Origin of the sequence: Neobacillus endophyticus (assembly GCF_013248975.1) — a bacterium.
Lineage (GTDB): Bacteria > Bacillota > Bacilli > Bacillales > Cytobacillaceae > Neobacillus > Neobacillus endophyticus.
Genome location: NZ_JABRWH010000001.1, coordinates 2442022 through 2467476, shown reverse-complemented (window position 1 = coordinate 2467476; position 25455 = coordinate 2442022). Strand labels below are relative to the sequence as shown.

General features: G+C 36.2%; 24 protein-coding genes, 2 pseudogenes and 1 riboswitch. Of the genes and pseudogenes, 9 read left to right on the top strand and 17 right to left on the bottom strand.

What is annotated here, in order from left to right:
- Positions 1-32: 32 nt before the first annotated feature.
- Positions 33-869, bottom strand: a complete 837-nt coding sequence (locus tag HPT25_RS12060; RefSeq protein WP_173064235.1) for a YihY/virulence factor BrkB family protein — start codon at positions 867-869, stop codon at positions 33-35.
- Positions 870-884: 15 nt separating this feature from the next.
- Positions 885-1229 carry a YtxH domain-containing protein gene (locus HPT25_RS12055; RefSeq protein ID WP_173064232.1) on the bottom strand — a complete coding sequence of 115 codons (345 nt, stop codon included), beginning with the start codon at positions 1227-1229 and terminating at the stop codon, positions 885-887.
- Between the two features lie 185 nt (positions 1230-1414).
- Here HPT25_RS12055 and HPT25_RS12050 point away from each other — a divergent pair, with 185 nt between their 5' ends.
- The gene (locus HPT25_RS12050) at positions 1415-1639 is read left to right on the top strand and encodes a DUF1128 domain-containing protein (protein WP_173064229.1); all 225 of its coding nucleotides are present in this window, start codon (positions 1415-1417) and stop codon (positions 1637-1639) included.
- Between the two features lie 28 nt (positions 1640-1667).
- On the opposite strand, the gene map is transcribed toward HPT25_RS12050, so the two are convergent.
- On the bottom strand, positions 1668-2417 hold the full coding sequence (gene map / locus HPT25_RS12045) for a type I methionyl aminopeptidase (protein ID WP_173064226.1): 750 nt from the start codon (positions 2415-2417) through the stop codon (positions 1668-1670).
- 247 nt (positions 2418-2664) lie between these two features.
- Between map and HPT25_RS12040 the strand changes: the two genes are divergently transcribed.
- Entirely contained in the window at positions 2665-2994 is a 330-nt protein-coding gene (locus tag HPT25_RS12040; RefSeq protein WP_173064223.1) for a helix-turn-helix domain-containing protein, read from the top strand.
- A 62-nt stretch (positions 2995-3056) separates the two neighbouring features.
- Here HPT25_RS12040 and HPT25_RS12035 read toward each other — a convergent pair whose 3' ends face one another.
- Positions 3057-3203, bottom strand: a complete 147-nt coding sequence (locus HPT25_RS12035) for an anti-repressor SinI family protein (protein WP_173064219.1) — start codon at positions 3201-3203, stop codon at positions 3057-3059.
- A 30-nt stretch (positions 3204-3233) separates the two neighbouring features.
- Positions 3234-3327, bottom strand: a riboswitch (cyclic di-GMP riboswitch).
- A gap of 554 nt (positions 3328-3881) precedes the next feature.
- Entirely contained in the window at positions 3882-4262 is a 381-nt protein-coding gene (locus HPT25_RS12030) for a DnaJ family domain-containing protein (RefSeq protein ID WP_173064215.1), read from the bottom strand.
- Positions 4263-4366: 104 nt separating this feature from the next.
- Here HPT25_RS12030 and HPT25_RS12025 point away from each other — a divergent pair, with 104 nt between their 5' ends.
- Positions 4367-4567, top strand: coding sequence for a hypothetical protein (locus tag HPT25_RS12025; protein WP_173064211.1), 201 nt, complete (start codon positions 4367-4369; stop codon positions 4565-4567).
- Between the two features lie 30 nt (positions 4568-4597).
- On the opposite strand, the gene hutH is transcribed toward HPT25_RS12025, so the two are convergent.
- A complete protein-coding gene (gene hutH, locus HPT25_RS12020) occupies positions 4598-6124 on the bottom strand; it encodes a histidine ammonia-lyase (protein WP_173064207.1) in 1527 nt (508 codons plus the stop codon).
- A gap of 374 nt (positions 6125-6498) precedes the next feature.
- Between hutH and HPT25_RS28675 the strand changes: the two are divergent.
- A pseudogene (locus tag HPT25_RS28675) lies at positions 6499-6789 on the top strand (IS4 family transposase); the annotation flags it as partial.
- Positions 6790-6875: 86 nt separating this feature from the next.
- On the opposite strand, the gene HPT25_RS12015 reads toward HPT25_RS28675, so the two are convergent.
- Together HPT25_RS12015 and HPT25_RS12010 are read right to left on the bottom strand one after the other, a co-directional pair.
- Positions 6876-9062 carry a DNA topoisomerase III gene (locus HPT25_RS12015; protein WP_173064204.1) on the bottom strand — a complete coding sequence of 729 codons (2187 nt, stop codon included), beginning with the start codon at positions 9060-9062 and terminating at the stop codon, positions 6876-6878.
- A gap of 77 nt (positions 9063-9139) precedes the next feature.
- Positions 9140-9328 carry a transposase gene (locus HPT25_RS12010; RefSeq protein WP_173064201.1) on the bottom strand — a complete coding sequence of 63 codons (189 nt, stop codon included), beginning with the start codon at positions 9326-9328 and terminating at the stop codon, positions 9140-9142.
- A gap of 36 nt (positions 9329-9364) precedes the next feature.
- On the opposite strand from HPT25_RS12010, the pseudogene HPT25_RS12005 reads away from it, so the two are divergent.
- The 3 genes and pseudogenes from HPT25_RS12005 to HPT25_RS11995 all read left to right on the top strand — a co-directional run.
- Positions 9365-9715 (top strand): annotated as a pseudogene (locus HPT25_RS12005) (DNA topoisomerase); the annotation flags it as partial.
- Positions 9716-9817: 102 nt separating this feature from the next.
- The gene (locus tag HPT25_RS12000) at positions 9818-11089 is read left to right on the top strand and encodes an MDR family MFS transporter (RefSeq protein ID WP_173071084.1); all 1272 of its coding nucleotides are present in this window, start codon (positions 9818-9820) and stop codon (positions 11087-11089) included.
- Positions 11090-11447: 358 nt separating this feature from the next.
- The gene (locus HPT25_RS11995) at positions 11448-12680 is read left to right on the top strand and encodes an aminopeptidase (protein WP_173064198.1); all 1233 of its coding nucleotides are present in this window, start codon (positions 11448-11450) and stop codon (positions 12678-12680) included.
- A gap of 233 nt (positions 12681-12913) precedes the next feature.
- Here the strand turns inward: HPT25_RS11995 and HPT25_RS11990 are convergent, their stop codons facing one another.
- From HPT25_RS11990 to HPT25_RS11970, 5 genes are all read right to left on the bottom strand, one after another.
- Positions 12914-13507, bottom strand: coding sequence for a TetR/AcrR family transcriptional regulator (locus HPT25_RS11990; protein WP_173064195.1), 594 nt, complete (start codon positions 13505-13507; stop codon positions 12914-12916).
- 121 nt (positions 13508-13628) lie between these two features.
- The gene (locus HPT25_RS11985) at positions 13629-14099 is read right to left on the bottom strand and encodes a hypothetical protein (RefSeq protein ID WP_173064193.1); all 471 of its coding nucleotides are present in this window, start codon (positions 14097-14099) and stop codon (positions 13629-13631) included.
- Between the two features lie 706 nt (positions 14100-14805).
- Positions 14806-15351, bottom strand: a complete 546-nt coding sequence (gene lepB / locus HPT25_RS11980) for a signal peptidase I (RefSeq protein WP_173064190.1) — start codon at positions 15349-15351, stop codon at positions 14806-14808.
- 580 nt (positions 15352-15931) lie between these two features.
- Positions 15932-16729 carry a C40 family peptidase gene (locus HPT25_RS11975; RefSeq protein WP_173064187.1) on the bottom strand — a complete coding sequence of 266 codons (798 nt, stop codon included), beginning with the start codon at positions 16727-16729 and terminating at the stop codon, positions 15932-15934.
- Positions 16730-17205: 476 nt separating this feature from the next.
- The gene (locus HPT25_RS11970; RefSeq protein WP_173064184.1) at positions 17206-18690 is read right to left on the bottom strand and encodes a DUF4489 domain-containing protein; all 1485 of its coding nucleotides are present in this window, start codon (positions 18688-18690) and stop codon (positions 17206-17208) included.
- 349 nt (positions 18691-19039) lie between these two features.
- Here HPT25_RS11970 and HPT25_RS11965 point away from each other — a divergent pair, with 349 nt between their 5' ends.
- Positions 19040-19504: a PTS sugar transporter subunit IIA gene (locus HPT25_RS11965; RefSeq protein ID WP_173064181.1), complete on the top strand. Its 465-nt coding sequence runs from the start codon at positions 19040-19042 to the stop codon at positions 19502-19504.
- A 130-nt stretch (positions 19505-19634) separates the two neighbouring features.
- Here HPT25_RS11965 and HPT25_RS11960 read toward each other — a convergent pair whose 3' ends face one another.
- The 3 genes from HPT25_RS11960 to HPT25_RS11950 all read right to left on the bottom strand — a co-directional run bounded on the left by HPT25_RS11960 (position 19635) and on the right by HPT25_RS11950 (position 21409).
- A complete protein-coding gene (locus HPT25_RS11960; protein WP_173064178.1) occupies positions 19635-20180 on the bottom strand; it encodes a GNAT family N-acetyltransferase in 546 nt (181 codons plus the stop codon).
- Positions 20181-20442: 262 nt separating this feature from the next.
- Positions 20443-20739: a putative quinol monooxygenase gene (locus tag HPT25_RS11955; protein ID WP_173064175.1), complete on the bottom strand. Its 297-nt coding sequence runs from the start codon at positions 20737-20739 to the stop codon at positions 20443-20445.
- 31 nt (positions 20740-20770) lie between these two features.
- Positions 20771-21409: a nitroreductase family protein gene (locus HPT25_RS11950; RefSeq protein WP_173071082.1), complete on the bottom strand. Its 639-nt coding sequence runs from the start codon at positions 21407-21409 to the stop codon at positions 20771-20773.
- Between the two features lie 232 nt (positions 21410-21641).
- Between HPT25_RS11950 and HPT25_RS11945 the strand changes: the two genes are divergently transcribed.
- Complete coding sequence (locus HPT25_RS11945) at positions 21642-22304, top strand: TetR/AcrR family transcriptional regulator (protein ID WP_173064172.1); 663 nt, start codon at positions 21642-21644, stop codon at positions 22302-22304.
- Positions 22305-22668: 364 nt separating this feature from the next.
- On the opposite strand, the gene HPT25_RS11940 is transcribed toward HPT25_RS11945, so the two are convergent.
- A complete protein-coding gene (locus HPT25_RS11940) occupies positions 22669-24651 on the bottom strand; it encodes a methyl-accepting chemotaxis protein (protein WP_173064169.1) in 1983 nt (660 codons plus the stop codon).
- Positions 24652-25455 lie beyond the last annotated feature (804 nt).

Here is a 25455-nt window from a genome sequence, read left to right as displayed (position 1 = left end):
GACCGATTTAAATTTTTCATAAAGGGAAGTTTTTAGCAGTTTGTCCGGCTTCTTTCACTATAGAATGCATTAATTTCCCCGCCTAGAACTATAATGAAGGCTGAAATGTACAGCCATGTCATTAATACGATAATGGCTCCGATACCGCCATATGTTAAAGAATAATTACTAAAGTTACCTACATAATAAGATAACCCCAATGATGAGACGATCCAGCCAAATGTCGCAAAGGCAGCTCCGGGAATAGCGCTGCGACAGCGAAATTTCACATTTGGAGCAATCCAATACAAGCCTGTAAAAAGCAAAAATAATATGACTGCGCTTACAATCCAACTTAATGCATTCCATAGCTTGATAAATAAAGATGCTTGCCCTAATTCGGTAAACACAAAAATCCCGATTGCTCTTCCAAAGATAGGTAAAATAATGGCAAAGATAAATACAAATATCAGTCCAAACGTCAGTAAAATAGACATACCTCTTGACACAATGAAGGAGCGGCTTTCCTTCACATTATAGGCACGGTTAAACGCAACAACGATCGCGTTTATTCCCGTGGACGCTGACCAAATGGTCCCGATAATACCGAACGAAAGCAGCCCGCCATTCCGCACATTCATGACCTCATTTACCGTTTTTTCAATTAACTGCATGGCCTCGGGCGGTGCAAATTTCTCTATCACTCCAAGAATGTCCTCCTGACGAATGGGGAAATAGGGCAGCAATGTAAAAATCACGATAATCAACGGAAATAGGGAAAAAAGCAAATTATAGGCCAACTGGGCACTCAACCCTGGAAGGTCATCCTCTTGAATTCGATGCCAAAGCAGCTTAATTAAAGATGAGCGTATATTGGCTTTATTCTCCATTCCCACCTCTCCTTTTTAGATGGATTCACTTTCTTCCAGCAAGTCATCCTCGTCCATTTTTGTAAAAGAATCTTTTGTTTCCTTTATGATATCTGATACTTGCGGGGTTAATTCACGCAACTCGTCCACTTTATCAACGATATAGGAAATATCTTCGCTTACCTGTTCCATTGTTGTCCTTATTTTAGCAGCTGATTCTTTGACCTTATCGGAAATTTCTCCTGGATGGCTCAACATGTGCCCCGCCTTTTGGACTTTTTCCTTCATTACCTCGCGGGTTTGTTTATCCAATAAACTGATTGCCCCTCCAGCAATTGCGCCTAGAAGCATTCCTTTCCAAAACTGATTTTTCTTCGTCATCGTTAAACTCTCCTTCTTACTAACATCATACCGAATGTAAATAATCCCAATCTTCATTTTCCTTTATCTGAAATGGTGATGCAAGTCCTCCTAATGACTTTTTCTCCAATCTGAAGCTAAAACTAACCTAGAAACAGCAGAAAAGGATTATAATGAGTATATCCATAATTGAAAGGGTGTTACATATGAATTTATCGCAAAAATCAACGGAAAATGTGGAATTTATGATTGAAAAAATTAAAGAAAAATTAAGGGTGTTAAATTTAGGTGCCATTAAGCCTTCTCACTTTGATGAAGAAATGTACGAAGAATTAAAAGATATATATGAGTTGGTTCAAAAAAAGAACTCCTTTAGTCCGAGCGAAATGCAAGCCTTGGCAGAAGAATTAGGAAATTTAAGAAAAAGATAAAACCAGATCAAGCTGATCTGGTTTTTTACTAATCCTGCTCTGTAAGGATTTGTGGTCCATTTTTCGTAATGGCAATGGTGTGCTCATACTGTGCAGAATAAGTGCCATCAACGGTTCGAGCTGTCCAGCTGTTAGAATCCATTTGAGTAAAATACATTCCGATGTTTACCATCGGTTCAATGGTAAATACCATACCTTCTTTAATTCTTGCGCCCTTCCCAGGAAGCCCATAATGCGGAACATCCGGTTTTTCGTGAATGACAGCGCCAATTCCATGGCCAATAAAGTCACGTACCACTGAAAGACCTTCACTTTCTACATAAGTTTGAATCGCATGCCCGATATCGCCAATTCGATTACCTGGAACCGCCTGTTCGATTCCTTTATAGAGTGCCTCTTTTGTTACTTTCAATAAATGCTCAGTTTCAGGGGACACATTGCCAACTGCGTATGACCAGGCCGAATCTGCTAAAGCACCATTATGGTTAACGACCATATCAATTGTGACAATATCGCCTTCCTTTAGCGGCTCTTTTCGCGGAAAACCATGGCAAATCTCATCATTTATGCTGGCACAAGTGGCGTATTCATAGCCTTTATAACCTTTTTGTTCAGGAGTGCAATCATGCTCTTTTAAGAATTTTTCAACAAATTGATCAATTTCCCATGTTGTAATTCCTGGTTTGATTAATTTTGCAATTTCCTTATGACAAGCTGCGAGAATTTCTCCAGCCTTTTTCATCGCATCAATTTCACGTTGAGACTTAAGGACAATCATGTAAATTTACCTGCCTTTTTTTACATTTTTATGTATACTAAACATATTGGTGAGTATCATATATATTTCTTCAAAAAATAATGAATTCCTTTTATAATACCCCTTGTTAATCATTTTTTCAAAATTAATATATGTATAATAGTGTAAAAGTTCAACATTTTGTCACATTAGGACGTTCTTAATATGGTGCTTTCTTAACCTTTTTGATAGAATAATGATATATTTTATTTTTAGGTGTGTGAGATTCATGATTGGAGACCGCGTAAAAAAATTTCGCTTAGAGAAAAAATTATCACTATCCGAACTCGCAGATCAAGCAGGGGTTGCCAAATCCTATTTAAGTTCACTTGAAAGAAATCTACAAAAGAATCCATCCATTCAGTTTCTTGAAAAGATTTCTGCCGTTTTAAATATTCCAGTTGAGCATTTAATCCATGAACAAATAGACCAAACCGAGTTAGATAATGAATGGATGAAATTAGTTAAAGAAGCCATGAGTTCCGGAGTATCGAAAGACCAATTTCGCGATTTCTTAGAATTCAATAAATGGCGGAATAATCAAGGTAAAGATGATTAAATTTTCAGAAAAAGAAAAGCATTCTACAGAAAACATCATTTTTTTGTAGAATGCTTTTTTTGTTATGTACATACCAAATGCTCCCCAGTAACATTTTGATTAAGGAATTCGCGCACTTCTTCAATTGATAATCCAATTGCTCTTGCTTCCTGAATAAGTTCAAGCCATTCTTCATCGATTGCTTGTAATTCTTTCTCTGCCAACATCATTCATTTCACCCCTAAAATACCAATCGTATTCCAGGCAACCCGGCCATCATAGGAAAGATTAGCTCTTCCCCTTAGATCCTCGGCTTTGCGTCCTTACTTTTCAGCAAGTTTGCCTTTTTCTGTATCCATTTAATGCTCATTTGATTTATAGTACGATACTTTTTCATCTCTAGGACAATAGGCTTAACAATATCAGTATTTATATTATATATAGTCCTTTCATAACATTGTGTTAGATTTTGTCAAATATGTAAAATTTCGAACCTCTTTTTCCTTCAAATTCCAACATCTTTCGACATAAACTCCCCATTGGCATCACACCTTTACGTTCCTAACCCTAAATATATTCTAATTTATTACATTTATTGCTATTTCAATTGAAACATTAATTATTTTATTCATATAGAAAATGGAACCCAAATAAATATTGAACAGGAGTTTTTGTCTATTTCGTAAAAATCAGCATCTGATGTTAACTATATATAAATAAGGGAAACATTGTTATTGTTCTGAAAGGAGGAGAAGGAAGATTTGACTTTCGTCCATGTTTTAAACTATTCGATTCCTATTGCCTTTATGATACTTGGAGGTTTCTTGCTTGATTAGCTTTGCCAGCCAGCCAAAACGAAAAAAAAGCTAGCGAAGAGTAACCAGCAAGTATTGTTCCTCTATGATCGCTTAGCTTTTTTTAAATTTACTTTGTACCTTATCACCATAATTTTTAAAAATAGACGAATTGGTTTGGACGCCTCTTTTCGACATTAACTGATTAAAGCGAAGGAGTTTTTCGTTCCATTTCCTTTTTAGGTCTTCTTTTTCAATCGGGTCTTCACATTTTTTCATTAAATCTTCAATAGTCATCATTTCACGTCTAATCAGGCACTCGTCTTCCGAATAGCCTGCATTTTTTAGCAACTTATAGGCCATCCGCAATTCTTCAGGAACTCCAGATAAATCCTCGATCTTCATTGGCTTTCCAAATCCGGGAAGCTGCTCAAATTCACCTTTCTCGTAAGCCTTTTTGATCCGATCCTCCGAGAGAAGCTGAAACATATCCATGTTCATGCCTCCTTTTTCTTTATTATATCAAACCGAGTGAAATATTTTTATCATCATTTTACAGGAATTTGGGAATATTACATTAGACGAAAGGAGTGTTGAATTTGGCACGTGGAGAACATTTTAATCACAAAAATAAACACCATCCAGGCGAATTTCCTAAAAACAGCTTAGCCGAAAAGCATGCAGAACAAGCAATAGGGGATGAAGAGTTCATTGTCACCCAGGAAGCATTTAAAAATAGAACAGAAGAAGAAGAGCACCGCCAAGATACGGCCCGTGTTCTTCCTAATCAGACTGAATAAAAGGCGTGAGCTGTCTCACGCCTTCTTTACTTAATAGGTGCCTTTTTCTAAGCTTAAATCTTTAATAAACTGGGAAAACTCAATGGTTTTAAGCCATTCTGCCAGAACTTCGATATCCTTTGAAAAAATGCGGTCCTGTTTAATGGAAGATACGTGCTGCCTTCCTTTTTCGTAGAAATTTTTCGTATGGGATGACATTTTCTCCACACCGCGGAACTCGCATGCCTGCATCGCACAAATCATTTCGATAGCTAAAACTCTTCTAACATTTTGAATGATTTGGTAAGCATGTCTAGATGCGATCGTTCCCATGCTGACATGGTCCTCCTGGTTCGCGGATGACGGGATCGAGTCAACGCTTGCCGGATGTGCCAATGTTTTATTCTCGGAAACAAGTGAAGCAGCCACATACTGCATAATCATTGCACCAGATTGAAGACCTGGCTGAGGACTTAAAAATGGCGGCAGGTCATTTAGTTGCGGATTGATTAAACGTTCAATCCTTCTTTCCGATATATTCGCGAGTTCAGCCACTGCAATTTTCATGAAATCCATGGCAAGTGCAATCGGCTGTCCATGGAAGTTACCACCTGAAATTACCTTTTCCCCATCATCAAAAATAAGTGGATTATCAGTAGCAGCATTCATCTCGATTTCCAATTTTTCCTTCACATAATCAAGTGCTTGCCAGGATGCGCCGTGCACCTGAGGGATACAGCGAAGGGAGTAAGCGTCCTGGACTCTCAATTCCCCCTGCATGGTTGTAAGCAGACTGTCACTTAAGTATTGACGGATGCGAGCAGCCGTATCAATTTGCTGCTTATATCCCCTTGCCACTTGAACTTCTTCGGCAAAAGCATCAATAATTCCATTTAACCCTTCAATCGTCATGGAAGCAATCAGTTCGCTTTCATATGCCAGCAGCTCTGCCTCCAAGTATCCGATGACTCCCATAGCCGTCATCGCTTGAGTTCCGTTGATCAGTGCAAGACCTTCCTTCGCCTCAAGTGTGATGGGTGACAGTCCTTCAAGTTGTAAAGCTGTAAGTGCATCCATTCTATTTCCTTTATAAAAAACTTCCCCTTCTCCCACCAGTACTAATGCAAGATGGGAAAGCGGCGCCAAATCACCGCTTGCTCCAAGTGAGCCTTGCTGCGGAATCACAGGCGTAATATTTTTATTAACAAGGTTGATCAGCCTTTCAATCACCACTGGTCTGATTCCAGAATAACCTTTTAAAAGTGCATTGGCCCTTAACAGAACCATGGCTTTTGCCACAACCTCAGGGAAAGGTTCACCGACACCGCAGGCATGTGAGCGGATTAAATTTAACTGCAAGTCTTGAACATGCTCCTGATCAATTAATACATCACTAAATTTTCCGAAACCGGTATTAATTCCATATACTACTCTTTTTTCTGAAACAATTCGTTCTACAGCTTCCCGGCTTTTTTGTGCTGCTTCCATGCTTTTTTCAGAAGCACAAACATTCTGCTCATTGAATAAAACTTCCTTCATTTGCTTAAGTGTCAGACTATTACCTGTTAATGTAATCATTTTCTCTCTCCTCTACCACTTTAGTATAATAAAGAAAGAGGCTGGATTCCTATCTCATTAGATTTGGAGTCCAGCCTCTTTTATAGAACCTACAATATTTGCATTGATTCGATGGCGATGCCTCATACGGTATCATCCTTTTCTATTAAAACTATACTAATGATAATATTCTATGTGAAGGAAAGCCTTTCTGTCAATGAAATTTTCAGAATTTTAACACATTATCACTTTAGCAGGATAGTATATGAAAGGAAGTGCCTGTTTTAAAAAAAGGTTTGAAAGAGTCATTTACGGCCTGATTCTGCAATTTTCGAATCCATCCTACAAATTGATGGAGGGCATCTGAAATTACTGGCTAAAGTTTTTTCTTCTGACTGACAGTAGAACAAACAAGGGAACGGTGGAAAAATCAAGAACTTAAGGAGAAAAAAAGGGATTGTTACGAAGGAACGAAGTAAACGATTGAGTGCGTTGAATGAATAATAACCAATGTATCACCCGAAGATTTCCGACGGAACACGTTACGACCTTTACTCTTTAATACATGGAAGTCCATATTTGAAATCGTTCATTGTAAAGAGATCAAAAAAGAGCGATAGAATGTCATCTCAATGGCCAACGAATTGCAATTCTTCTTTGTTCTTTCCACCATGTTTCAAATGAGGTAGCCGGAAATGCTACAGCAATTAAATAATAAATTTATATAAAAAAGCTGAGTCATGTTGAATTTTTTACATGCTCAGCTTTTTTGTTAGTCGAATTTTAACCCTTTTAGCGCTTCTGCCAGCGCATTATTTACTGGTTCTTCATTATTCTGCTGCTTTAAATATTTCTGAACAGTACGTTTGTCTACTTTACCACTGGATTCTTTCTTACGGCGTTCTTGGAATGTTGATAACTTTTCACGGTAGCCACATTTACATACAAAGATTTGACCTTCACCTTCACCACGTAGTTCTAGTTTTTTCTTACATTGTGGACAGCGTGCATTTGTTACACGTGATACATTTTTTCGGTGACCACATTCACGATCTTGGCACACAAGCATTTTTCCTTTTTTACCGTTCACCTCAAGCATCGGCTTACCGCAATCCGGACAAGATTTTGTAGAGATGTTTTCGTGCTTGTATTTTTTATCACTTGCTTTAATTTCCGTCACAATTTCTTTTGTGTGCTTTTTCATTTCATTGATAAAAACATCTTTTTTTAGCTTACCTTTTGCAATTAGTTCAAGTTTTTGTTCCCACTCTGCAGTTGTAGCTGGTGAACGCAATTCTTCTGGAACTAAATCTAACAGTTGACGACCTTTTTGCGTAATGTAAATTTCTTTACCACCACGTTTTTCAATTAGAAATGAATTAAACAGTTTATCAATGATATCTGCACGTGTAGCAACAGTCCCTAGTCCTCCTGTCGCTTTTAACGTATCCACAAGCTCTTTATTGCTCGTTTGCATGTACTTAGTAGGGTTTTCCATGGCAGATAATAATGTGGCCTCTGTAAAGCGAGCAGGTGGTTTTGTTTGACCAGATGTTTGTGAAATTAATTTTGTTTTTAACACATCACCTGTTTTAATATGTGGCAGTAATTGCTCTTTTACATCATCTGAGGACTCTTCATCGTCAAAATGATTTTCGTACACTTCTTTCCAGCCAGCGTTAATGACTGTTCTACCTTTAGCAATAAATTTTTCGTTACCAATGGTCGCTTGCAATGTTAATTGTTCGTACTCATAAGCTGGGAAAAGAACGGCTAAAAAACGTTTCACCACAAGGTCATAAATTTTACGCTCTTTATCTGAGAAAGAAGAATAATTAACATATCCCTCGGTTGGAATAATCGCATGGTGATCACTGACTTTGCTATCATCAACAAACGCTTTAGAAGGCTTAATGGGTTTTTTTAACACTTTATTTGTTAGTGGACGATATTCGCTTACTCCACAAGCTTTTAGACGCTCTGGAAGCGTACTAACGATATCTGAAGATAAATAGCGAGAATCCGTACGAGGATACGTTAAAACCTTGTGTGACTCGTATAGACTTTGCATAATCTTTAATGTTTCTTTCGCCGAGTAGCCAAATAATTTATTGGCATCACGTTGCAATTCTGTTAAATCATAAAGTGCTGGAGAGAATGATTTTTTCGCTTTACGATCAATCGCTGTAACTATTGCATCTTGGCTACCAAGTGATTTTACAATGGCATCAGTCTTTTCTTTGCTAAAGCTTCTACTATTTCCGTTGGTATCTTGCCAAGTTAGTTTGACTAAATCAGTTTGCGCTTCAATGCCATAGTATGTTTGTGGTTTAAAGTTTTTAATTTCATCTTCCCGTGCAGATATCATAGCTACAGTAGGGGTCTGAACGCGTCCACAATTTAACTGTGCATTATATTTAGTTGATAAAGCCCTAGTAGCATTTAGTCCAATGTACCAATCTGCTTCAGAACGAGCTACAGCAGCATAATATAAATTTTCATATGCTTTACCAGGTTTTAAATTATTAAATCCATCTTTAATAGCCTTATCTGTTACAGATGAAATCCACAGACGTTTGATGGGTTTATTTACTTTGGATTTGGCAATAATCCATCGAGCTACTAGCTCACCTTCTCGACCAGCATCTGTTGCGATAATGATTTCATTTACATCATTACGATTTAATTGTGATTTAACGGAATTAAACTGCTTGCCGGACTGTTTGATTACTGTTAGGTTTAAACGCTCAGGTAGCATCGGTAAATCTTCTAAATTCCACTTTTGATATTTCTTATCATACGTTTCTGGATCAGCTAAGGTTACTAGATGTCCAAGCGCCCATGTCACGATATATTTATCGCCCTCTAAAAAGCCATTACCTTTTTTATTACATTTCAGCACATTCGCAATATCGCGAGCTACTGATGGTTTTTCTGCTAATACTAAGCTTTTTGCCATATCTTCATGCTCCTTTAATATCTTGTACTGATAATATAACACAGTTCTAGTACATGAAATATGGATAGGTATTAGTTCTATTTGGAAGTCATAATTGTCATTGCTTGTTTAAGTATTTCTACTTCCTGTTTTAAACGTTTATTTTCTTTTTGAATAGTGTTGAATTCTTTAAAAGAAATAGCTGATTCATCAGCATATAGCTTTATCCAAGAATAGACTGCTTTTGGTGAAACTTTATATTCTTTACCCAGTTCAGTTGTTGCCATTTCTTCAAAATGTAATTGAACAATTTTCTTTTTAAAATTACCGGTCCTAAATGCCCGGAATGCACCTCATTTTTAAAAGAACGAAATACAAAGGACGGAAAAATTCTCGTTTGCTCTAATCTAGAGTGCTCTTTCCGCAGACGCAAAGATTCGAAACTGTCGAATCGCCGCTGTCCACAATGCCATAAAAAAATGGAAATGCATGAAGGAAAAGCCGGCCTTTATTTCCAATGCCGTCCATGTAATGTTTTGGAAATGGCAGAAGAAAAGAAAAAGGCTGTCAATAAACGGGAGGAACGAAAGCTAGTTCAAAAGTACACGCAAAAAGATGATTTTGGTACTAGCTTGGGAGACCTGCTAAAACAAGCCCTAAAAGAAAACGAATAATGAAAGAAGATAGGTACAGTGTGCCTATTTTCTTCTTGTTTGGACCTCCTTCCTAATAGTATGATGGAATTATAGGAAATTTTTTGAAATGAGGATTTAATGATGAAAATTAGGGATTGGGATTCTAATTTAAAGGTTCGCTTATTTGGCGAAGCTATGATGAACATCAACTATTGGATGTTTTTCCCCTTCTTATCAATTTATTTTTCTGAAGCTTTCGGTAAAAATAAAACAGGCTTTTTATTAGTATTTTCACAAATATTTTCTGTCATTGCGAACCTTTTGGGAGGGTATTGTGCGGATCGTTTTGGGCGGAAACGGATGATGGTACTGTCGGCAATCGGGCAAGGACTTTCTTTCCTGGCTTTTTCCGCGGCCAGTTCCCCGTGGTTTCAATCTCCTTGGATTGGCTTCGTTTCCTTTGCGGCTTCAGGTGTATTTGGTGCCCTTTACTGGCCGGCAAGCCAGGCAATGATCGCAGATTTAGTAGATGAAAAGCACCGCAGTAGAGTGTTTGCCATTTTTTATACGCAAATCAATATTGCCGTAGTAATCGGCCCGATATTGGGGTCCATTTTTTTTGCGCAATACCGCTTTCAGTTGCTAATGATTGCAGGAATTGTTTGCCTTTTATTAGGCCTGATTTTAACAAAGTGGGCAAGAGAAACCGTACCGAAGAAAGTAATGGAAGATCCTGCGGTTGATGGAAAATGGTATTATTTTCTAAGAAATCAATTGATGGATTATAGTTTAATTATCAAAGACAAAACCTTCCTATTATTTATTATCGCTGGTGTATTGGCCGGTCAAACATTTATGCAGCTGGACTTATTGTTTCCTGTTTATATTAAAGACATGATAACCCGGCAAAATCTATTATCCATTGGAAATTGGTCGTTCAGCCTAAATGGCGAGCAAGCATTTGGGCTGATTTTGGCTGAGAATGGCTTGCTTGTATCACTGCTTACTGTTCTTGTCACAAAGTGGATGGACCGATTGAATGAACGAAATGTTTTTGTACTTTCCTCCATTGTTTACGCACTGTCCATTATTATTTTTAGCCAAACCCATTGGATTTGGGGCTTTATTTTCGGAATGGCTGTATTCACCTTTGCGGAATTAATGGGTGCCGGTCTGCAGCAAAGTTTTATTTCCAAGATTGCCCCAGAGCATATGCGCGGACAATACTTTGCCGCGGCCAGTTTACGTTTTACCTTCAGTCGGACCATAGCCCCAATGGCGATTCCCATGACCGTTTGGGTCGGCTATGGCTGGACTTTTGTTGTCCTATTTATCATGGCAATTGCGAGCGCTGTCTTCTACTGGCTGATGTTTTATTCTTTTAAAAAGAGCTCTTTACATGTGGGATCGTAAAATCATACGATCCTTTTTTATTTCACTTTTTTCAAAAAATTGTACTAATTTATTCACATCTACCCCTTTTAATATTATAATTATGTTGTTAATACTTTCTAAATTAAAGAGGTGGTGGAATCAATGGAATTATCTCAATTCATGGCTCCTACTTCATTGTCCGGAATAATTACTTTTGTCGTGCTATTTTCTGCAGGTGTTTATTTCAATATAAAAGTATATGGAAGTAAATTACAGTAAAGCAAACTCGCTTTACTGTTTTTTTTTGGGGACAATTTCCGAACAAGACTCTCGGTTTCTTTTTCCTATTAAAAGCGCTACAATATTTAATGAAGAATTTGCCAAAGGAGACAAAAATATGAGCAATTTTCAAACAAACCTGGAAAAATATGCAGAGCTTGCTGTTAAAGTAGGCGTCAACATTCAAAAAGGGCAAACATTAGTGATAGGTGCTGCATTAGATGCTGCTGAGTTTGTCCGTCTTATTGTCAAAAAAGCATATGAAGCAGGGGCTTATAATGTGATCGTTAACTGGAACGATGATGTGGTTTCCAGAACAAAATACGCGCTGGCTCCTGATGAAGTGTTTAACGAATATCCTGAATTGCGGGCAAAAGAGCAGGAAGCTTTTGTGGAAAAAGGTGCCGCATTTATGTCTGTTGTATCACAAAGCCCTGATTTATTAAAAGGAATCAATCCAGAGCGGATTGCCAATTTCAATAAAGCGGCGGGAAAAGCACTTAGCAACTATCGGAAGGCCATCCAATCAGACAAAGTAAGTTGGACGGTTGTCGCGGCCGCTTCACCAAAATGGGCTGCCAAAGTATTTCCGGATGCACCGAAAGAGCAGCAAGTTGAGAAGCTTTGGGATGCCATTTTTAAAGCAGTGCGGGCAGATACGGAAAATCCAATAGAAGCATGGAAAAAGCATGATGAAAACTTGCATGAAAAGGTCCGTTATTTAAATAATAAGCGTTATGCCAAGCTGCATTACCGTGCACCTGGGACTGATTTGACCATTGAACTGCCCAAAAATCACCTTTGGGTAGGCGCCGGCAGCGTTAATGAAAATGGCGTGGAGTTCATGGCCAATATGCCGACAGAAGAGGTTTTTACCGTACCTTTTAAAACAGGTGTTAATGGTACCGTTGCAAGTACAAAACCGCTAAGCTACGGCGGAAATATCATTGACCGTTTTTCAATTACTTTCGAGAATGGTAGAATTGTCGGCGTAAAAGCTGAGGAAGGCGAAGAAATTTTAAAACATCTGGTAGAAACAGATGAAGGTTCCCATTATCTTGGAGAAGTCGCACTTGTCCCTTACGATTCACCGATCTCAAAATCCAATATTCTATTTTTTAATACATTGTTTGATGAAAATGCCTCTAACCACTTAGCAATTGGCAGTGCTTATGCATTTTGCATCGAGGGAGGCAAGAAAATGTCTTCTGATGAGTTGAATGAAAACGGACTTAATGAAAGTATCACTCATGTGGATTTCATGATTGGCTCAGCAGAAATGGATATTGACGGCATTACACCAGATGGAAAAAGCGAACCAATCTTTAGAGCTGGAAACTGGGCATTTTAACACTTAAGACAAATAAGAGCAGGATTAACTTATCAAGACCTAAATGATTAAAGGACATTGCTGATTTTCTGAACTTGTTGATTAGGACGGAAATCAACAGCCCAGTTTAACACAGCCTGAAAATAAAGAAGATCACATATTAATCGTGGATAATATGTGATCTTCTTTTATTCTAATAAAGCACCCGATTTTAGAAGAGCCAAGGTATTAAGTACCAAAATCTTCTTTGTAAATTATTTTGTCAAAATACGTAATAACACATCTACATCTGGTAACCCATACTCTTCATCAATCACTTCTTGAGTAAGAAGACTGTTGATGATGGTAAAATACCAAGACAACATCCTTCGGGGTTCGCCTAGTGAAAATTCACCCGATTCCTGTCCTTTAACGAAGATAGGAATTATTGGATCGATCAGAACATTTGTTGAAAATTCTTCAAAGATCTGTGTGGCCTTTTCGGGAACATCATTATCTTTACGTGCACGTTCAATTAACATAAAGGCATACATATTGTTCTCATCAAGCATGTTTTTCGTTAAGGTTCTAATTTGTTCAAAAGGTGTTCCTGGTAAGTATCCAATAACCTCGAGTTCCCTTCTTGCTTCTTCCATCAATTCTTGGACGAGAGTGATGAAAAGTTCCTCTTTAGAATTGAAATAACGGTAAATTAATCCCTCACTAATACTTGCTTCCTTAGCAATCACGCTCGTTTTCGTTCCTGTATATCCTCTTCGCGCAAACATTTTAAGCGCCGCTTGTTTTATCTGCTCCCTGCGAACGTCACAGATTTGATTAAGCTGCTGCTGTCTATTTAATGGAGACACCCTTTCTACCTCCGGATCTAAAAAATGGCATAATCTTATATTATTAATCGATAGAACTTCTTCAACAAAATGGCCATTAACATAAGGAAAGAGCGCAATTCTTACTATAGAATTGCACTCTTTAGTTGAATAATCTCTTTTTATTCTCATAAACATATTGAAATCCATATAAGAAAAAAGCCTTGTAAAAAAAGTATAGGAAGAATTGAGATGCATTTAGTCGAACTAATTTAAATAATTTTATCTTTTCAAATAAGCTTTTGGCTAAAAGTGTAAAAATTAATTGAAAAAGAGCATTAAGCATGATAAATTTTTTGAAATTTCCGTATGTCCATTTTAATGTCCATAAGGCCACCGCCAACATTGGACCTATTAAAAAAGGAAATTCATTATAAAAAAAGGAATGTGGTTTATTATAAAAAAACCACCATCTACGTTTCTTTCCAATCGGAACATCAATACAATTTATTAAAAACACAAAGAGAAAAGCCGGAAAAAATCTCTTTATACTTCGCCAATCCAAAAAAGAAACTGTAACCAATGAGAGTAATATCATTGCAATATTAAATAACCACTTATTTTTCATTGACATATTAATACCCCATTTTTTAAAAGGAATCATTAAACTTATAATATCTCCATAATTATTTAACTATACAGACCTTTCTTTCGTTTAAGTACTAAACTTCACAAACTCATATCATCATAAATGTCCATTTGTTTTAGGAATTTTTACTCAACAATTCGGTCTTTTACAAAAAGAAAAAACGCAATCCTTGCTTAGGAAAAGCGCCTAATTGTTGAATATTCACTAATTATTGTAGCTGTCAGTATCCTACAACCACTATTTTTATACTAATGTCAATTAGTCTCAAGTCTGCATCTCGAAGGTCTTATTCAATAAAATACAACCTCTAAAGTTTTAGTAATATTCAATCGGAACTTCTAAACCAAATTGTCGGTAAAGTAAAGATACATCATGACGATCTTCTTCGTCAGGCACATAGCCCCTATGAAATTCAAGTTTGCGCCCGATTCTAGAAAAAGACTCGTATAGTTTCAGAATAAAAAAGTTTTCATTAATAATGGGCATTTAAAAACTCGTTAATTTTATTGTTAATTACCATTATTAACCTTATATTTTGGTTTTTTTACAGAGTTTCAATCTTTTTAATTTGGAACTTCCATAAAGTTATAAATCACGTTTTCGAGCTTAAAATAAAAACCCTTGGTTAAACGTCGCCTTCCATGACTTTACCAAGGGTCTTTACGGTTATAACTTTACTTTAAAGGACTGTTCATTTACCAACTATCTTTATTTCTTTAATTGGATAAAAGACTATATTTGTAGTTCCTATAACCTTTTCTATTGGAATAGCTCCGATCACTCGACTGTCCTTGCTAATTCGTCTATTGTCACCCATTACAAACAAATGACCTTTAGGGACTACATCACTTCCAACTGCAGTGTCCTTTAATGTGAACGAATATGTTAATGGCCCATTATCTTTTTTTTCTTTTTTATATTTATCTAAATACGGTTCTTCATATGGCTTTCCGTTTATATACAAGATATCGTTTTTATATTCTATATGGTCTCCAGGTAATCCAATTACACGTTTTATATAATCTTCATTTTTAGTAGCATGAAAAACAATAATATCGAATCGTTTTGGTTCTCCTATTTTTGATACAATCATATGATCATGGTCTTTCAAAGTAGGCTCCATTGAAGCACCAAGAACTGTAGCTGGTGAGAAAAAGCAACGAACTATAAATGCTAAGATTAAAGCAATAAAAAGTGCCTTAACCCATTCCCAAATCTCACTTCTATTTTCAACCATTTTTACACCCTCTTGAAAATTTTATAATTTACGATTTTAGTACATATTGATCCACCCAATAAGGCAACAAAGATTGCTACCCAAGTCCATACAGGCTTTCTTCCTCCTCCTCTAGCGATACTTTGTTTTTATATAGACTTAATCAAAGTTTCTGTAAGAATATTTGTTTTATATTCGATAACTCTCATATAAATTTCAATAACAACAGTTGTACTTATAATTTTCAATGTTTTTTTACTTTGGTTTATCCCTTTCTTAAAAAAGCGACAAGAACGTTTATATATGTAAAATTTTAAAAGCTTGGTCATCTCATTCATATCTTAACCAAGGGAAAAGAATGGGGAATAACGTTATGGTGTTGTAAAATCAAAGAGATATCCCATAAATCCTCAGCTTGTCTTTTAATTGCTATCGATTATCCTCGTAAAAACCTAAATGTAGATGATCTTTATCATCATATTAAATATCCATAAGGAACACCTCTATCTGCAAATAAAATCAAAAATTCTTCTTCAAGTAAACTGTCATTTAATTAAAAAGCCGGCAATAGTAGCCAGCTCTTCAAGTAATGAAGTTATCGTTACTGTATATAAGGAACTGAACCAGCACGCATGATAACATAACGGCCGTCTATTTTTTCGACAGCCATGTAGATTTGATTTCGGCCATTTACTACCGGTGCAATGGAATTCTTTGGTTTAACGGCATTATAATGTACGGTATACTCTACTGTTCCACCTCTTCTCCCTGACACAGACATATCTATAAGACTTACTGATTTTACCCCTTTCATAAGCAAATGAGCGGAGAAATGAGATATTAGGGATTTGGTAATCTGTAGATCGGCCAGCGCTTGATTACTGTTTGCGTTGGCAAAAAACAGTTGGATTGCTTCCTTGTCAGTGGAAGCAGTGATTCGTTTCGCGGTTATATATCTATTTTTCCAATAGCTGTTAGTGAGAGAATTCTCCCTGATGCCTCGAGTGGTTAAAGCGATAAAGGTGTTATTTCCTTTATAGATACCAACAAAGGAAACTCCCTTCCCACTTGTATTGAAAAACAGCAAGTCGCCTGGCTGCAACTGGCTTTTGGTAACCGTTAGCCCTACCTTCTCCTGATCCCTTAATACACGGGGAAGCTGAACTCCATACACGTTTTTAACAACATAGGAAACGAATCCGAAAGAATCGACCAGCTTTTTTTGATAGTATTTGCTGTTTTCGAGGCCTGCTGCATATGAAACCAGCGGACTAGTAGTAGGCACTCTCTGGATTGTTGCGGCAGAAGCCGGTTTCGCAGAAATCATTTCGGCAGGCATCGCCATAAGGACTCCTGCTAAAGCTGGCACCAATAAAATACGCGGACTAAATTTTCCCACTTACAATTACCTCCTGTTTAACTATTAAATGGAAATCAATAAGTATATAGACGAAATGCCTCTCTATAAAGTTTCTACTTTTTTAATCTTTTTTTAATAAATCACAAAAAAACGAATTAACAACCTCTTGAATTATTAATTTATAAAATAACTCCGAACGAAAATCGTCGGAGCTTTTCACCTTAGTTGTTTTCCAGCCCCTTCCTTCAAGGAAATTGGGGAAAAACAACTTTTTTATTTAGTTACTGCAGTAACTTCGATCTCCACCGCCATCATGCAAAAGAACTGGTACCAATTCATTTTAAAGAACTCAATAAACGCATTGACACTATTGTTCAGGCTTATGTACAAGCGTTAAAAGACCACCGTTAAATGATAGTCTTTTATTATACTAATGCCCGAAGTGCGGAAAATCATTAATCAAATCTTATCGAAAATAGATTACCCATTAGCAATAGTGAAACTGTATTTTTAAACTAACAATTGCACTCTCCTGCTCCTGTGCTCACAATCGCAGAAAATACTGGATTGAAAATGCTGGCGGCGATATTTGTTACGGAGTACTCGCTTATTTGCACTTCGTACGTGAAGGATTCGCCGTAATGATTATCTAAACAATCACAATAGCTAAGGACAAATGGTTGAACCATAATAAGTTCACTTGACCTTGTTGAGATTACTTGTATTAAATTGACTGTCCATTCTTCTAATACTTTTGTTTGCCCTGTCCGTCTCGACTTGCGAATAAGCTGGAAAGAAATAGTTCCATTAAAGCCAAATCCGCTTGCAATCCTAACCTCAAACATAGATGAATAATTGATTAGAATACATGGCTTCTTCATTCTGTCCGTATTCACTTGTAAATGTGCCAATCGAATCGGCAGTTTTGTTATTCTGTTCGGCACATGGACATTGACAACATCCCCACAAGTTAAAGAAGGTGAGTCTAAAGTTTTCATAAATATCTTTGACTTTTTCGAGTTAAATACTTGAGCCGTCATACTAACCTGCTTAATGTCATACGATGATTGCTCATCGACATTCACCCTCACCAATTCCATTGTATAGGTGTAGTCTTCCCTTGAATGATTAGGTAAACAATCACAGTATCTAAAAACAACCGACTCATCTAGTATAATCGCGGAAGGAAAAAACCGGCGAAACGGCCACTCATTTAGGATTTCTTTTGTAGAATTATGGTGACATGTTCTTACCAGTCTAAAGACTAAATTATTAAATCCTCCCGGTGATAGGATTGAATTGATAAAAGTCGAAAACGTTATGAGAAAACAAGATTCATGAAAATCATTCCTAACACTGGTTACTTGTGCCAATGGCACAGGCGGCTCTTCGTTCGTTAACTGTTGTGGCAATGCGGGATGGAAGACTCGGCCACAATCTGCATAGGCTTCCATTTCTGCTTTTGGATGAAAAACTAGTTTTTCCAAATATGGACTTTCAAGCTTTCCTAATCCAAACTTTTCACATTGCGTTTTTTCCTTGCTTAAAAGTGTTGCTGTAAAGGACTCATTGGTATTGCTTAATACGTCCGTGTTATATGTTTTAATTTCCGCAATTTCAAATCGATAAGTGATCATATACGATTCAGAACCGCCAAGGCAATCGCAATAGCTAAAGACGTTCGGCTGAGTCGTATCCAAATCACCCACAGAAGCGATATCGATCTCAAACTCCCACGTTTGTAATATTTGAGGATATACATCAGAATCACTCTCCCGAACAAGACGATATAAGATATAAATCTGCGGACTCTGTCCCAATACGAGAAATCGATTAAACTGAGAGAATTGCAGCAGTACACAAGGGTCCTTGACTTTTCTTGGATCGACTATCACTTCTCCCAAAACAAGCGGTGGTTCATATGGAGCCAACTGTAGCGGAAGATCACCATTCATTACTTTCCCGCACTTCACATAAGATGGGTAACTCTTTCTTTGCATTTCTAAACTCCTTTTTAAAAATACTTATTACATCGGCTTGTACATACTATTCAGCGGGTATAAAACAGTGTAGGCTATCTTATCTGACCTCCATTAAAAAGGCTAAGAAACACAAATGTTCCTAGCCATGAGATTGATGGATAGATTCCATAAACGTAAATAGAGGTACTATCGTATATAGGAAGATTCTTTGCTTTCACCCCGAAATTCATTTTATTTGTTACATTTACATTGTCGTGTTATTCTAATCAGTGTAGTTAATATTTTTTATAATAAATTGGAACCGGTTCCTTCGTTATAGGAAAAGATTCAATTAGTATAATTAATGTTTTACAGGAGGCCATTTATAATGTTTAAAGGTTTATTTAAAAAAATGAAAGTGGAAAATGATCCTTTTATACAAATGCCATTAGAGGGAGAAATAATTCCAATTGAAAACGTTCCTGATCCTGTTTTTTCTCAAAAAATGATGGGAGATGGATTCGCAATTCAACCTACAAATAACACAATTATTTCTCCGGTAGACGGTGAAATAATCAGTGTATTTCCAACTAAACATGCCATTTCATTAAAGGATCATGTTGGACATGAAATTTTAATTCATGTAGGTCTTGAAACTGTTAACTTAAAAGGGGAAGGCTTTACTTCATTTGTAAAAGATGGACAGAAAGTTAAAAAGGGACAAAAGCTTTTAGAAGCTGACTTTACATCTATTAAAAACAAGGTTCCATCCATCGTTACCCCAGTTGTATTTACAAACTTGAAGGAAAATGAAAAAATTTTGATTAATGAACAAGGAATAAGAATTGATTAATGCACGATAAGGTAAAAAAAGCCCAATTTCTCCATAAATTCAAAGAAAATTGGGCTTTTTCGTTTCTTCGTTAAAACGTTCGATTATCGAATAAGTTACTGCATATTCTATTCGAACTGTACACAAGACATCATACATTAAATCTTCCCATAACAACGGTGTTGTAATATTGGCCGTCGGAAAGGATTTTGTCATTTTTTAGAATGCCTTCAATTTTAAAACCAAATTTTTTATAAAGGTTTATCGCTTTTTCATTTGTTTCAAGAGCATTTAAGGTTATTTTTTTAATTTCGTTTGAGTCAGCCCAAGCAATGGACTCCTTTAAAAGATTTTTGCCAATGCCGTAGCCCCAATAATCTTTTAAGACACAGACTCCAAATTCTACTTTGTGAGCAAATCGTTTTAAAAGATTTCCTTCACATCTTGAAAATCCGACAATCCTATCATCCACTATAGCAACTAAAAAAAGGTTTTTTTTATTTTCTGTATCAGTTTTGATTAATCGTTTAAACCCTTGAACATCTATGTATGCCTCACCTTTTTCTCTGTCGAGGTTTTCAGTCTCTCCATCAATCTGTAATCTAATTTCAGACAAATCCTTGGCATCTTTCTGTATTGCAGATCTAATTATATAGGTCGTTCCCTTAACATTAAATTCTTTCTGGCTAATTTTCATCTCATATTCCCCCTCACGATTTATTTGTTCTATCATTATATTAGATAACAACATGCTTGAACTTAATAATCTGCATTGTTTTCGTCTAATAATCATTACCAAACAGACTTCTTATTAATTTCTCGTTAATAAAAATAAAGGCACCTTCCTACAGGAAAGCGCCCTTTAATGGTTAGTTTATGTTACTCTTTTAATCCTTTTATTAAACAACAAGCTACTTATGATACTCTTCACCATTTCATTCTATTTAAGAGGCCGAAATCTATAATTTTAATGGCTGCCCCTCAAATGCTTTAACCTCTAATGGTACAGTCAAAAAGCTCTTCGCATTTGCTACAAACTTGGTAAAGTGCTCGCTTGAGTTATGACTGGAAACAGCTTGCATATCCTGCCAAACTTCCACCATCATAAATACATTTTCATTTTCTGTATCCTTTTGAAAGAGAAATGAAATATTTCCGGTTTCATTTCTTGAGGCAGCAATTAAGGGCTGAATTTCCTCTAGAAACAAATCCTGTTTAACTGGATTTATATGGAATGTTGCATGAATAATAATCATCGAATGTCAATCCCTTCTTATTTACATTTCATTACTTCCATTGCGCGACTTGACCAATAGGCAGACGCACGGATGGATGTCCGTTATCTGCTGCTTTACCAATAGAGATTAACATAACTGGAACATAACGGTCTTTATCCAATCCAAATGCTTCTGCAATTTTGTCTTTTTCATATCCACCTATTGGATTTGTATCGTATCCATAAGCGCGGGCAGCAAGCATGAACTGCATGGATACAAGTCCGCCATCCACTAAAACAATTTCTTTCATAGCTTCACGTGAAATTGTTTCAAGATAGCCTGAAAAGGAAGCATGAATTCGTTCTTTTACTTCTAAAGGCATAAATCCCTTCTCTACAGCTGCGCCGTAGATTTCTTCAAATTTCTCAAAATTATTCATATCACCAAAAACAGCAATAACTGCTGATGATGTTTCAACTTGAGTTTGGTTAAAACGTGCCAGTGGAGCTAGTGTTGCTTTTGCCTCAGGACTTTCAATCACAAGAAAGCGCCATGGCTGCATATTAACAGATGAAGGAGCAGTTGTTGCTAAAGTAAGAATTCCTGTCATTTCTTCATGGCTGATTTTTACGGATTTATCATAATTTTTAATGGAACGGCGTTCTGTCACAATTTTATTAAAATCATTCGTGATTTGTGCTGTAGTCATAGAAGTCATTGTTTTATTCTCCTCTTTTCATATTGAGTATTGTTTATACTATTTGATTTCTTTAATTACTATTATTCACTTTGGACAGAAATATTATAAAGTGTCTAAAATGTTAACAGACTATAACCTTACTCCACTTTCTTTTAGTTGTAAACTGAAAAGAATTGGAATATCAGAATTTAATGTATCCCATTGGATTATGATATACTTTCCTGATAAAGGGAGTGGTAGTTTGAAAAAAATTGCACCTGATGAAAGACGGATGATGAGAAAAGCCTATGCAAAACAGTTAATCCAAGTCGTTCGGACTCAAGGATTCCTTTCCCTTACCATTCAAGATATCGCAAAAGCGATGAATTTAAGCCGTGCTTCCTTGTATAACTACTTTTCATCGAAGGAAGACATTATTATGGAGCTGACTAATCTCTGTATTGATTATATAAATGAAGCTGGCCAAACCATTTCCAATGAAGAGGTATCTTATCCGCTTCGTTTCCAAAATGTGTTTGAACAAGCTGTTTTTTCAGCTGTTTATGCTTCAGATATTTATTTAACTGATTTAAAAAGAAGCAGTAGGCATCTCTATGAAAAAAAAATGCAATCAAGAAAAGAACAACTATCTGCCATTCATACATTTTATCGAAATGGCATGAATGCAGAAGTTTTTAATCAATTGAATCCCTCCATATTAATTATTCAGGATGAAACTGTACTAAGGAAATTGGTGAATACATCCTTTTTAGTGGAAGAGGAATTGTCATTGAAACAGGCTTTATTCGATTATTATGTTGCGAAGAAAACCCAGGTCCTAACCCCCAAGTACTTGCAAAACACGGAAAATGAAGATATTAATGAAATGGTGGAAACCATCCTCAAAAAGCTCTCAGCCATCTAATGACTATAGAAAAGACTCTTACGCGATGGTAAGAGTCTTTAGTAGTTTTTGTTTGCACCTATACGTTTTTAAACAAGCTTAATATTTTCTGTTGAATTCTGTTTAAAATGGTTGATATTCTTTGGACGCTCATTTTGTTTCACTTCGATTCCCTGTGCAGCAAATTTTTGAAAAAACGGTAGCGACTAATTCGTAAATCGGTTGATGAATTGATTGACCAGTACAAGCTAAAACAATGAAAAAACTTGTGTATAATAAAATTAGAAAGTTAGATTTATAAAGAAAAAATAATCCCTTCAATGTCAGACAGTACTGTTTTTTTAACTCTCTAACATTGAAGGAATGAAAATCATATGTAACTTTTTTAATAGACAAATTCTTTTATCAGTGTTTTTAAATCCTCTGCCATCTCAGAAAGAGACCTTGCTGAAGCTGAAACCTGCTCGGCTGATGCTTGCTGTTCCTGAGTTGAGGCGGCCACTTCTTCAGAAATAGCAGCATTGTCCCTAGCGATATTTGCAAGTCCATTTGCAGTTGCGGTCACTTCTTGAATCCCAGCGGATATATGTTGTACAGTATCCGAAATTTCCTCCATTTTAGGCGTCATTTTTCTCATACTGTTCATGATTTCATCAAATTTTCGAATGGTTTCTGATGAAATTTTAATCCCATCCTCTACTTCTTCTGTTACTTTACCCATAATTTGGACGGTGTTGTTTGTATCATTTTGTATTCCCTTAATTAGTTCAGATATTTGTTTTGCTGAAGTTTGAGATTGTTCGGCTAATTTGCGCACTTCGTCGGCAACTACAGCAAATCCCTTTCCGTGTTCTCCAACTCTTGCGGCCTCGATAGCAGCATTTAATGCTAATAAATTGGTCTGGTCGGCTATTCCACTAATCATATCTAATATCGCCCCAATTTCTTTAGAGCGTTCGTCTAATGACTTAATCATATTATTGGATTCATGTACAGAATCAGAAATGGAGTTCATCTGTGCCATTGTACGATGGACCGACTTCCCACCTTCTTCAGCTTGTTCACATGCTTTTGCGGAAAGTTCTGTGGCAACACCAGAATGGTCCACAATTTGAATCATTCCCTTTGTCGTTTCTTCTAAGAATTTCACATTACTTTCGAGTCCGCTTGTTTGTTTCTCTGCCCCACTTGCTACTTCTAGAATTACCTTCGCTACCTCTTCAGTAGCAGCATTAGTTTGTTCTGTACTAGCTGCCAAATGTCCTGTATGAGAGGCAACTTGTTCAGCACTCACCTCTATTTTTTTAATAAGATTACGGAAGTTGTTTTGCATACCGTTAAAAGCTTTACTCAATTCACCAATTTCATCATTGGATTTGACATGAATCTGTTCGGTTAAATCTCCGCTACTCATTTTCAATACTTTATCTTTCAGGTTTCGAATTGGTTTAATGAAAGATCCTACCAATAGAAAAATGACACTCCCGCCCATTATCAAAGAAATTAACACAACTAAAAAAGTTCGGTTGAAGATAGGCGAGGCGGCATCTGAAGCATCAGTTATCAACATCGTTCCAGCCAGTTTCCAACCCGTTAATTCATTAGTTGTAAATACCATTTCTTTATTTTGGCCCTTCCAAATGTATTGAAACTTCCCACTGTTACTTTGGTAAAGCTTATCAAAAAGCGATTCTTTTGCTTCACTTCCTATTTTTTGAGTAGGGTGAACGAGATATTGTCTTTCCTTGCTTAATAGGAATGCATAACCGTTCTCACCAATCTTTATACTGTTCGTCATTTTGCTTATAGCGTTAAGGCTTAAATTAATTCCAATTACTCCTGAGTTGTCCTGTAATGTTTTAGCAATCGTAACCGTCATTTTTCCGGTAGAAGCTGCAATATATGGGGGAGTTATAATAACTTTGCCACTATTTTGTATTGCTTGTTGGTACCAACCCCTCTTTCTTGGATCGTAACCACTTGGAAGCTGCTTTCTCGGAGATTCAATCATCAATCCAGTCATTGTCCCTACATAAATACCTTGTACTTCTGGGTGAAGGTTAACATAACGATCAAGGTACTTTCTGACTTCCGGGCTATCTTCACCTTTATAAAGATGAGAATTAACGATATTTGAAAAAAAGTCGGCATCAGTAAATTTTGGATTTAAAAAATTATTGATGTTTGAATTAAGTAAATCCACATTCGTAGAAGCCGTGTTTAATATCTGATTTTCCATTTCAGATTTGGCACTATTATAGCCAAGAATTCCAATTGATATGGATGGTATAATAAGAATAAGAAAAAAAGCAATGCTAATTTTGGCTTTTAAACTGATATTTAGATGTTGTAATTTCAAAGCTGGCATCTCCTTAATGAATTATTGAATAAATTGATATAAGATTTACTTACCATTTATCGGTCCAATATCCATTTTGTTTAATTAATTCCATAAAACCCACACCTTTCAAAATAATACGTTATCTTCCATCAAATGAGGACAGCGCCACTCGATAAAAAAGCTGTTGAAAAGTATAAAACCATCTGAAAACGTGGGTTTAATAAAATTAGAAAGTTAGATTTAACTTTAAATGAATCCATTTCATAATTCCCTTTTTAAAAAAAGTCTAGATCTTCCCTAACGGAACCAATTTTTTAAAACTACGCTACTTGTTGTTGATGACATTCTAACAATTTTCTGATACGATCTACTGCTAATTTTGAGGCATTAATGGGGGGATTCCGAGATAACTCCAAAAAGCGCCATACAGATGTAGAAAAATGTAAATAGATTGCAAAAATCCTCTTTAAGCTGTTTTAAACTCTACCTCTAGCTTTCCGTATAAGACTTCCTTTAAAATGACAATAAAGTTATTTAATTTTAAAAGCTCAGACAAGCATAACCCCGTTCTAAATTTAGGACGGGGTTAAAAAATATAACTCTAAGGTCGTTTTAAAAATTTAAGTTTTATTCAACAAAAGCGCCCGATCGTTATTGAAGGGGGACCAATAGCAAAACGTGAATTTACAATGTTTTTACGCTTTAGAATTTCCCTTAATGTAGTAAGTGCTATTTTTTGCCACTTAATAATCATACGAAATTATAGTATCATAGTCTTATGACTTTTTACTTAAAAGGTGTTTGTGATTGAATGGATTTGAAGTTCTTAAT

Bases quoted from the DNA above. Each gene is read 5' to 3' on its own strand.
- HPT25_RS12060 (WP_173064235.1), bottom strand. From the start codon at position 869: ATGGAGAATAAAGCCAATATACGCTCATCTTTAATTAAGCTGCTTTGG.
- HPT25_RS12055 (WP_173064232.1), bottom strand. From the start codon at position 1,229: ATGACGAAGAAAAATCAGTTTTGGAAAGGAATGCTTCTAGGCGCAATT.
- HPT25_RS12050 (WP_173064229.1), top strand. From the start codon at position 1,415: ATGAATTTATCGCAAAAATCAACGGAAAATGTGGAATTTATGATTGAA.
- map (WP_173064226.1), bottom strand. From the start codon at position 2,417: ATGATTGTCCTTAAGTCTCAACGTGAAATTGATGCGATGAAAAAGGCT.
- HPT25_RS12040 (WP_173064223.1), top strand. From the start codon at position 2,665: ATGATTGGAGACCGCGTAAAAAAATTTCGCTTAGAGAAAAAATTATCA.
- HPT25_RS12035 (WP_173064219.1), bottom strand. From the start codon at position 3,203: ATGATGTTGGCAGAGAAAGAATTACAAGCAATCGATGAAGAATGGCTT.
- HPT25_RS12030 (WP_173064215.1), bottom strand. From the start codon at position 4,262: ATGGATATGTTTCAGCTTCTCTCGGAGGATCGGATCAAAAAGGCTTAC.
- hutH (WP_173064207.1), bottom strand. From the start codon at position 6,124: ATGATTACATTAACAGGTAATAGTCTGACACTTAAGCAAATGAAGGAA.
- HPT25_RS12015 (WP_173064204.1), bottom strand. From the start codon at position 9,062: ATGGCAAAAAGCTTAGTATTAGCAGAAAAACCATCAGTAGCTCGCGAT.
- HPT25_RS12010 (WP_173064201.1), bottom strand. From the start codon at position 9,328: ATGGCAACAACTGAACTGGGTAAAGAATATAAAGTTTCACCAAAAGCA.
- HPT25_RS12000 (WP_173071084.1), top strand. From the start codon at position 9,818: ATGAAAATTAGGGATTGGGATTCTAATTTAAAGGTTCGCTTATTTGGC.
- HPT25_RS11995 (WP_173064198.1), top strand. From the start codon at position 11,448: ATGAGCAATTTTCAAACAAACCTGGAAAAATATGCAGAGCTTGCTGTT.
- HPT25_RS11985 (WP_173064193.1), bottom strand. From the start codon at position 14,099: ATGTCAATGAAAAATAAGTGGTTATTTAATATTGCAATGATATTACTC.
- lepB (WP_173064190.1), bottom strand. From the start codon at position 15,351: ATGGTTGAAAATAGAAGTGAGATTTGGGAATGGGTTAAGGCACTTTTT.
- HPT25_RS11970 (WP_173064184.1), bottom strand. From the start codon at position 18,690: ATGCAAAGAAAGAGTTACCCATCTTATGTGAAGTGCGGGAAAGTAATG.
- HPT25_RS11965 (WP_173064181.1), top strand. From the start codon at position 19,040: ATGTTTAAAGGTTTATTTAAAAAAATGAAAGTGGAAAATGATCCTTTT.
- HPT25_RS11960 (WP_173064178.1), bottom strand. From the start codon at position 20,180: ATGAAAATTAGCCAGAAAGAATTTAATGTTAAGGGAACGACCTATATA.
- HPT25_RS11955 (WP_173064175.1), bottom strand. From the start codon at position 20,739: ATGATTATTATTCATGCAACATTCCATATAAATCCAGTTAAACAGGAT.
- HPT25_RS11950 (WP_173071082.1), bottom strand. From the start codon at position 21,409: ATGACTACAGCACAAATCACGAATGATTTTAATAAAATTGTGACAGAA.
- HPT25_RS11940 (WP_173064169.1), bottom strand. From the start codon at position 24,651: ATGCCAGCTTTGAAATTACAACATCTAAATATCAGTTTAAAAGCCAAA.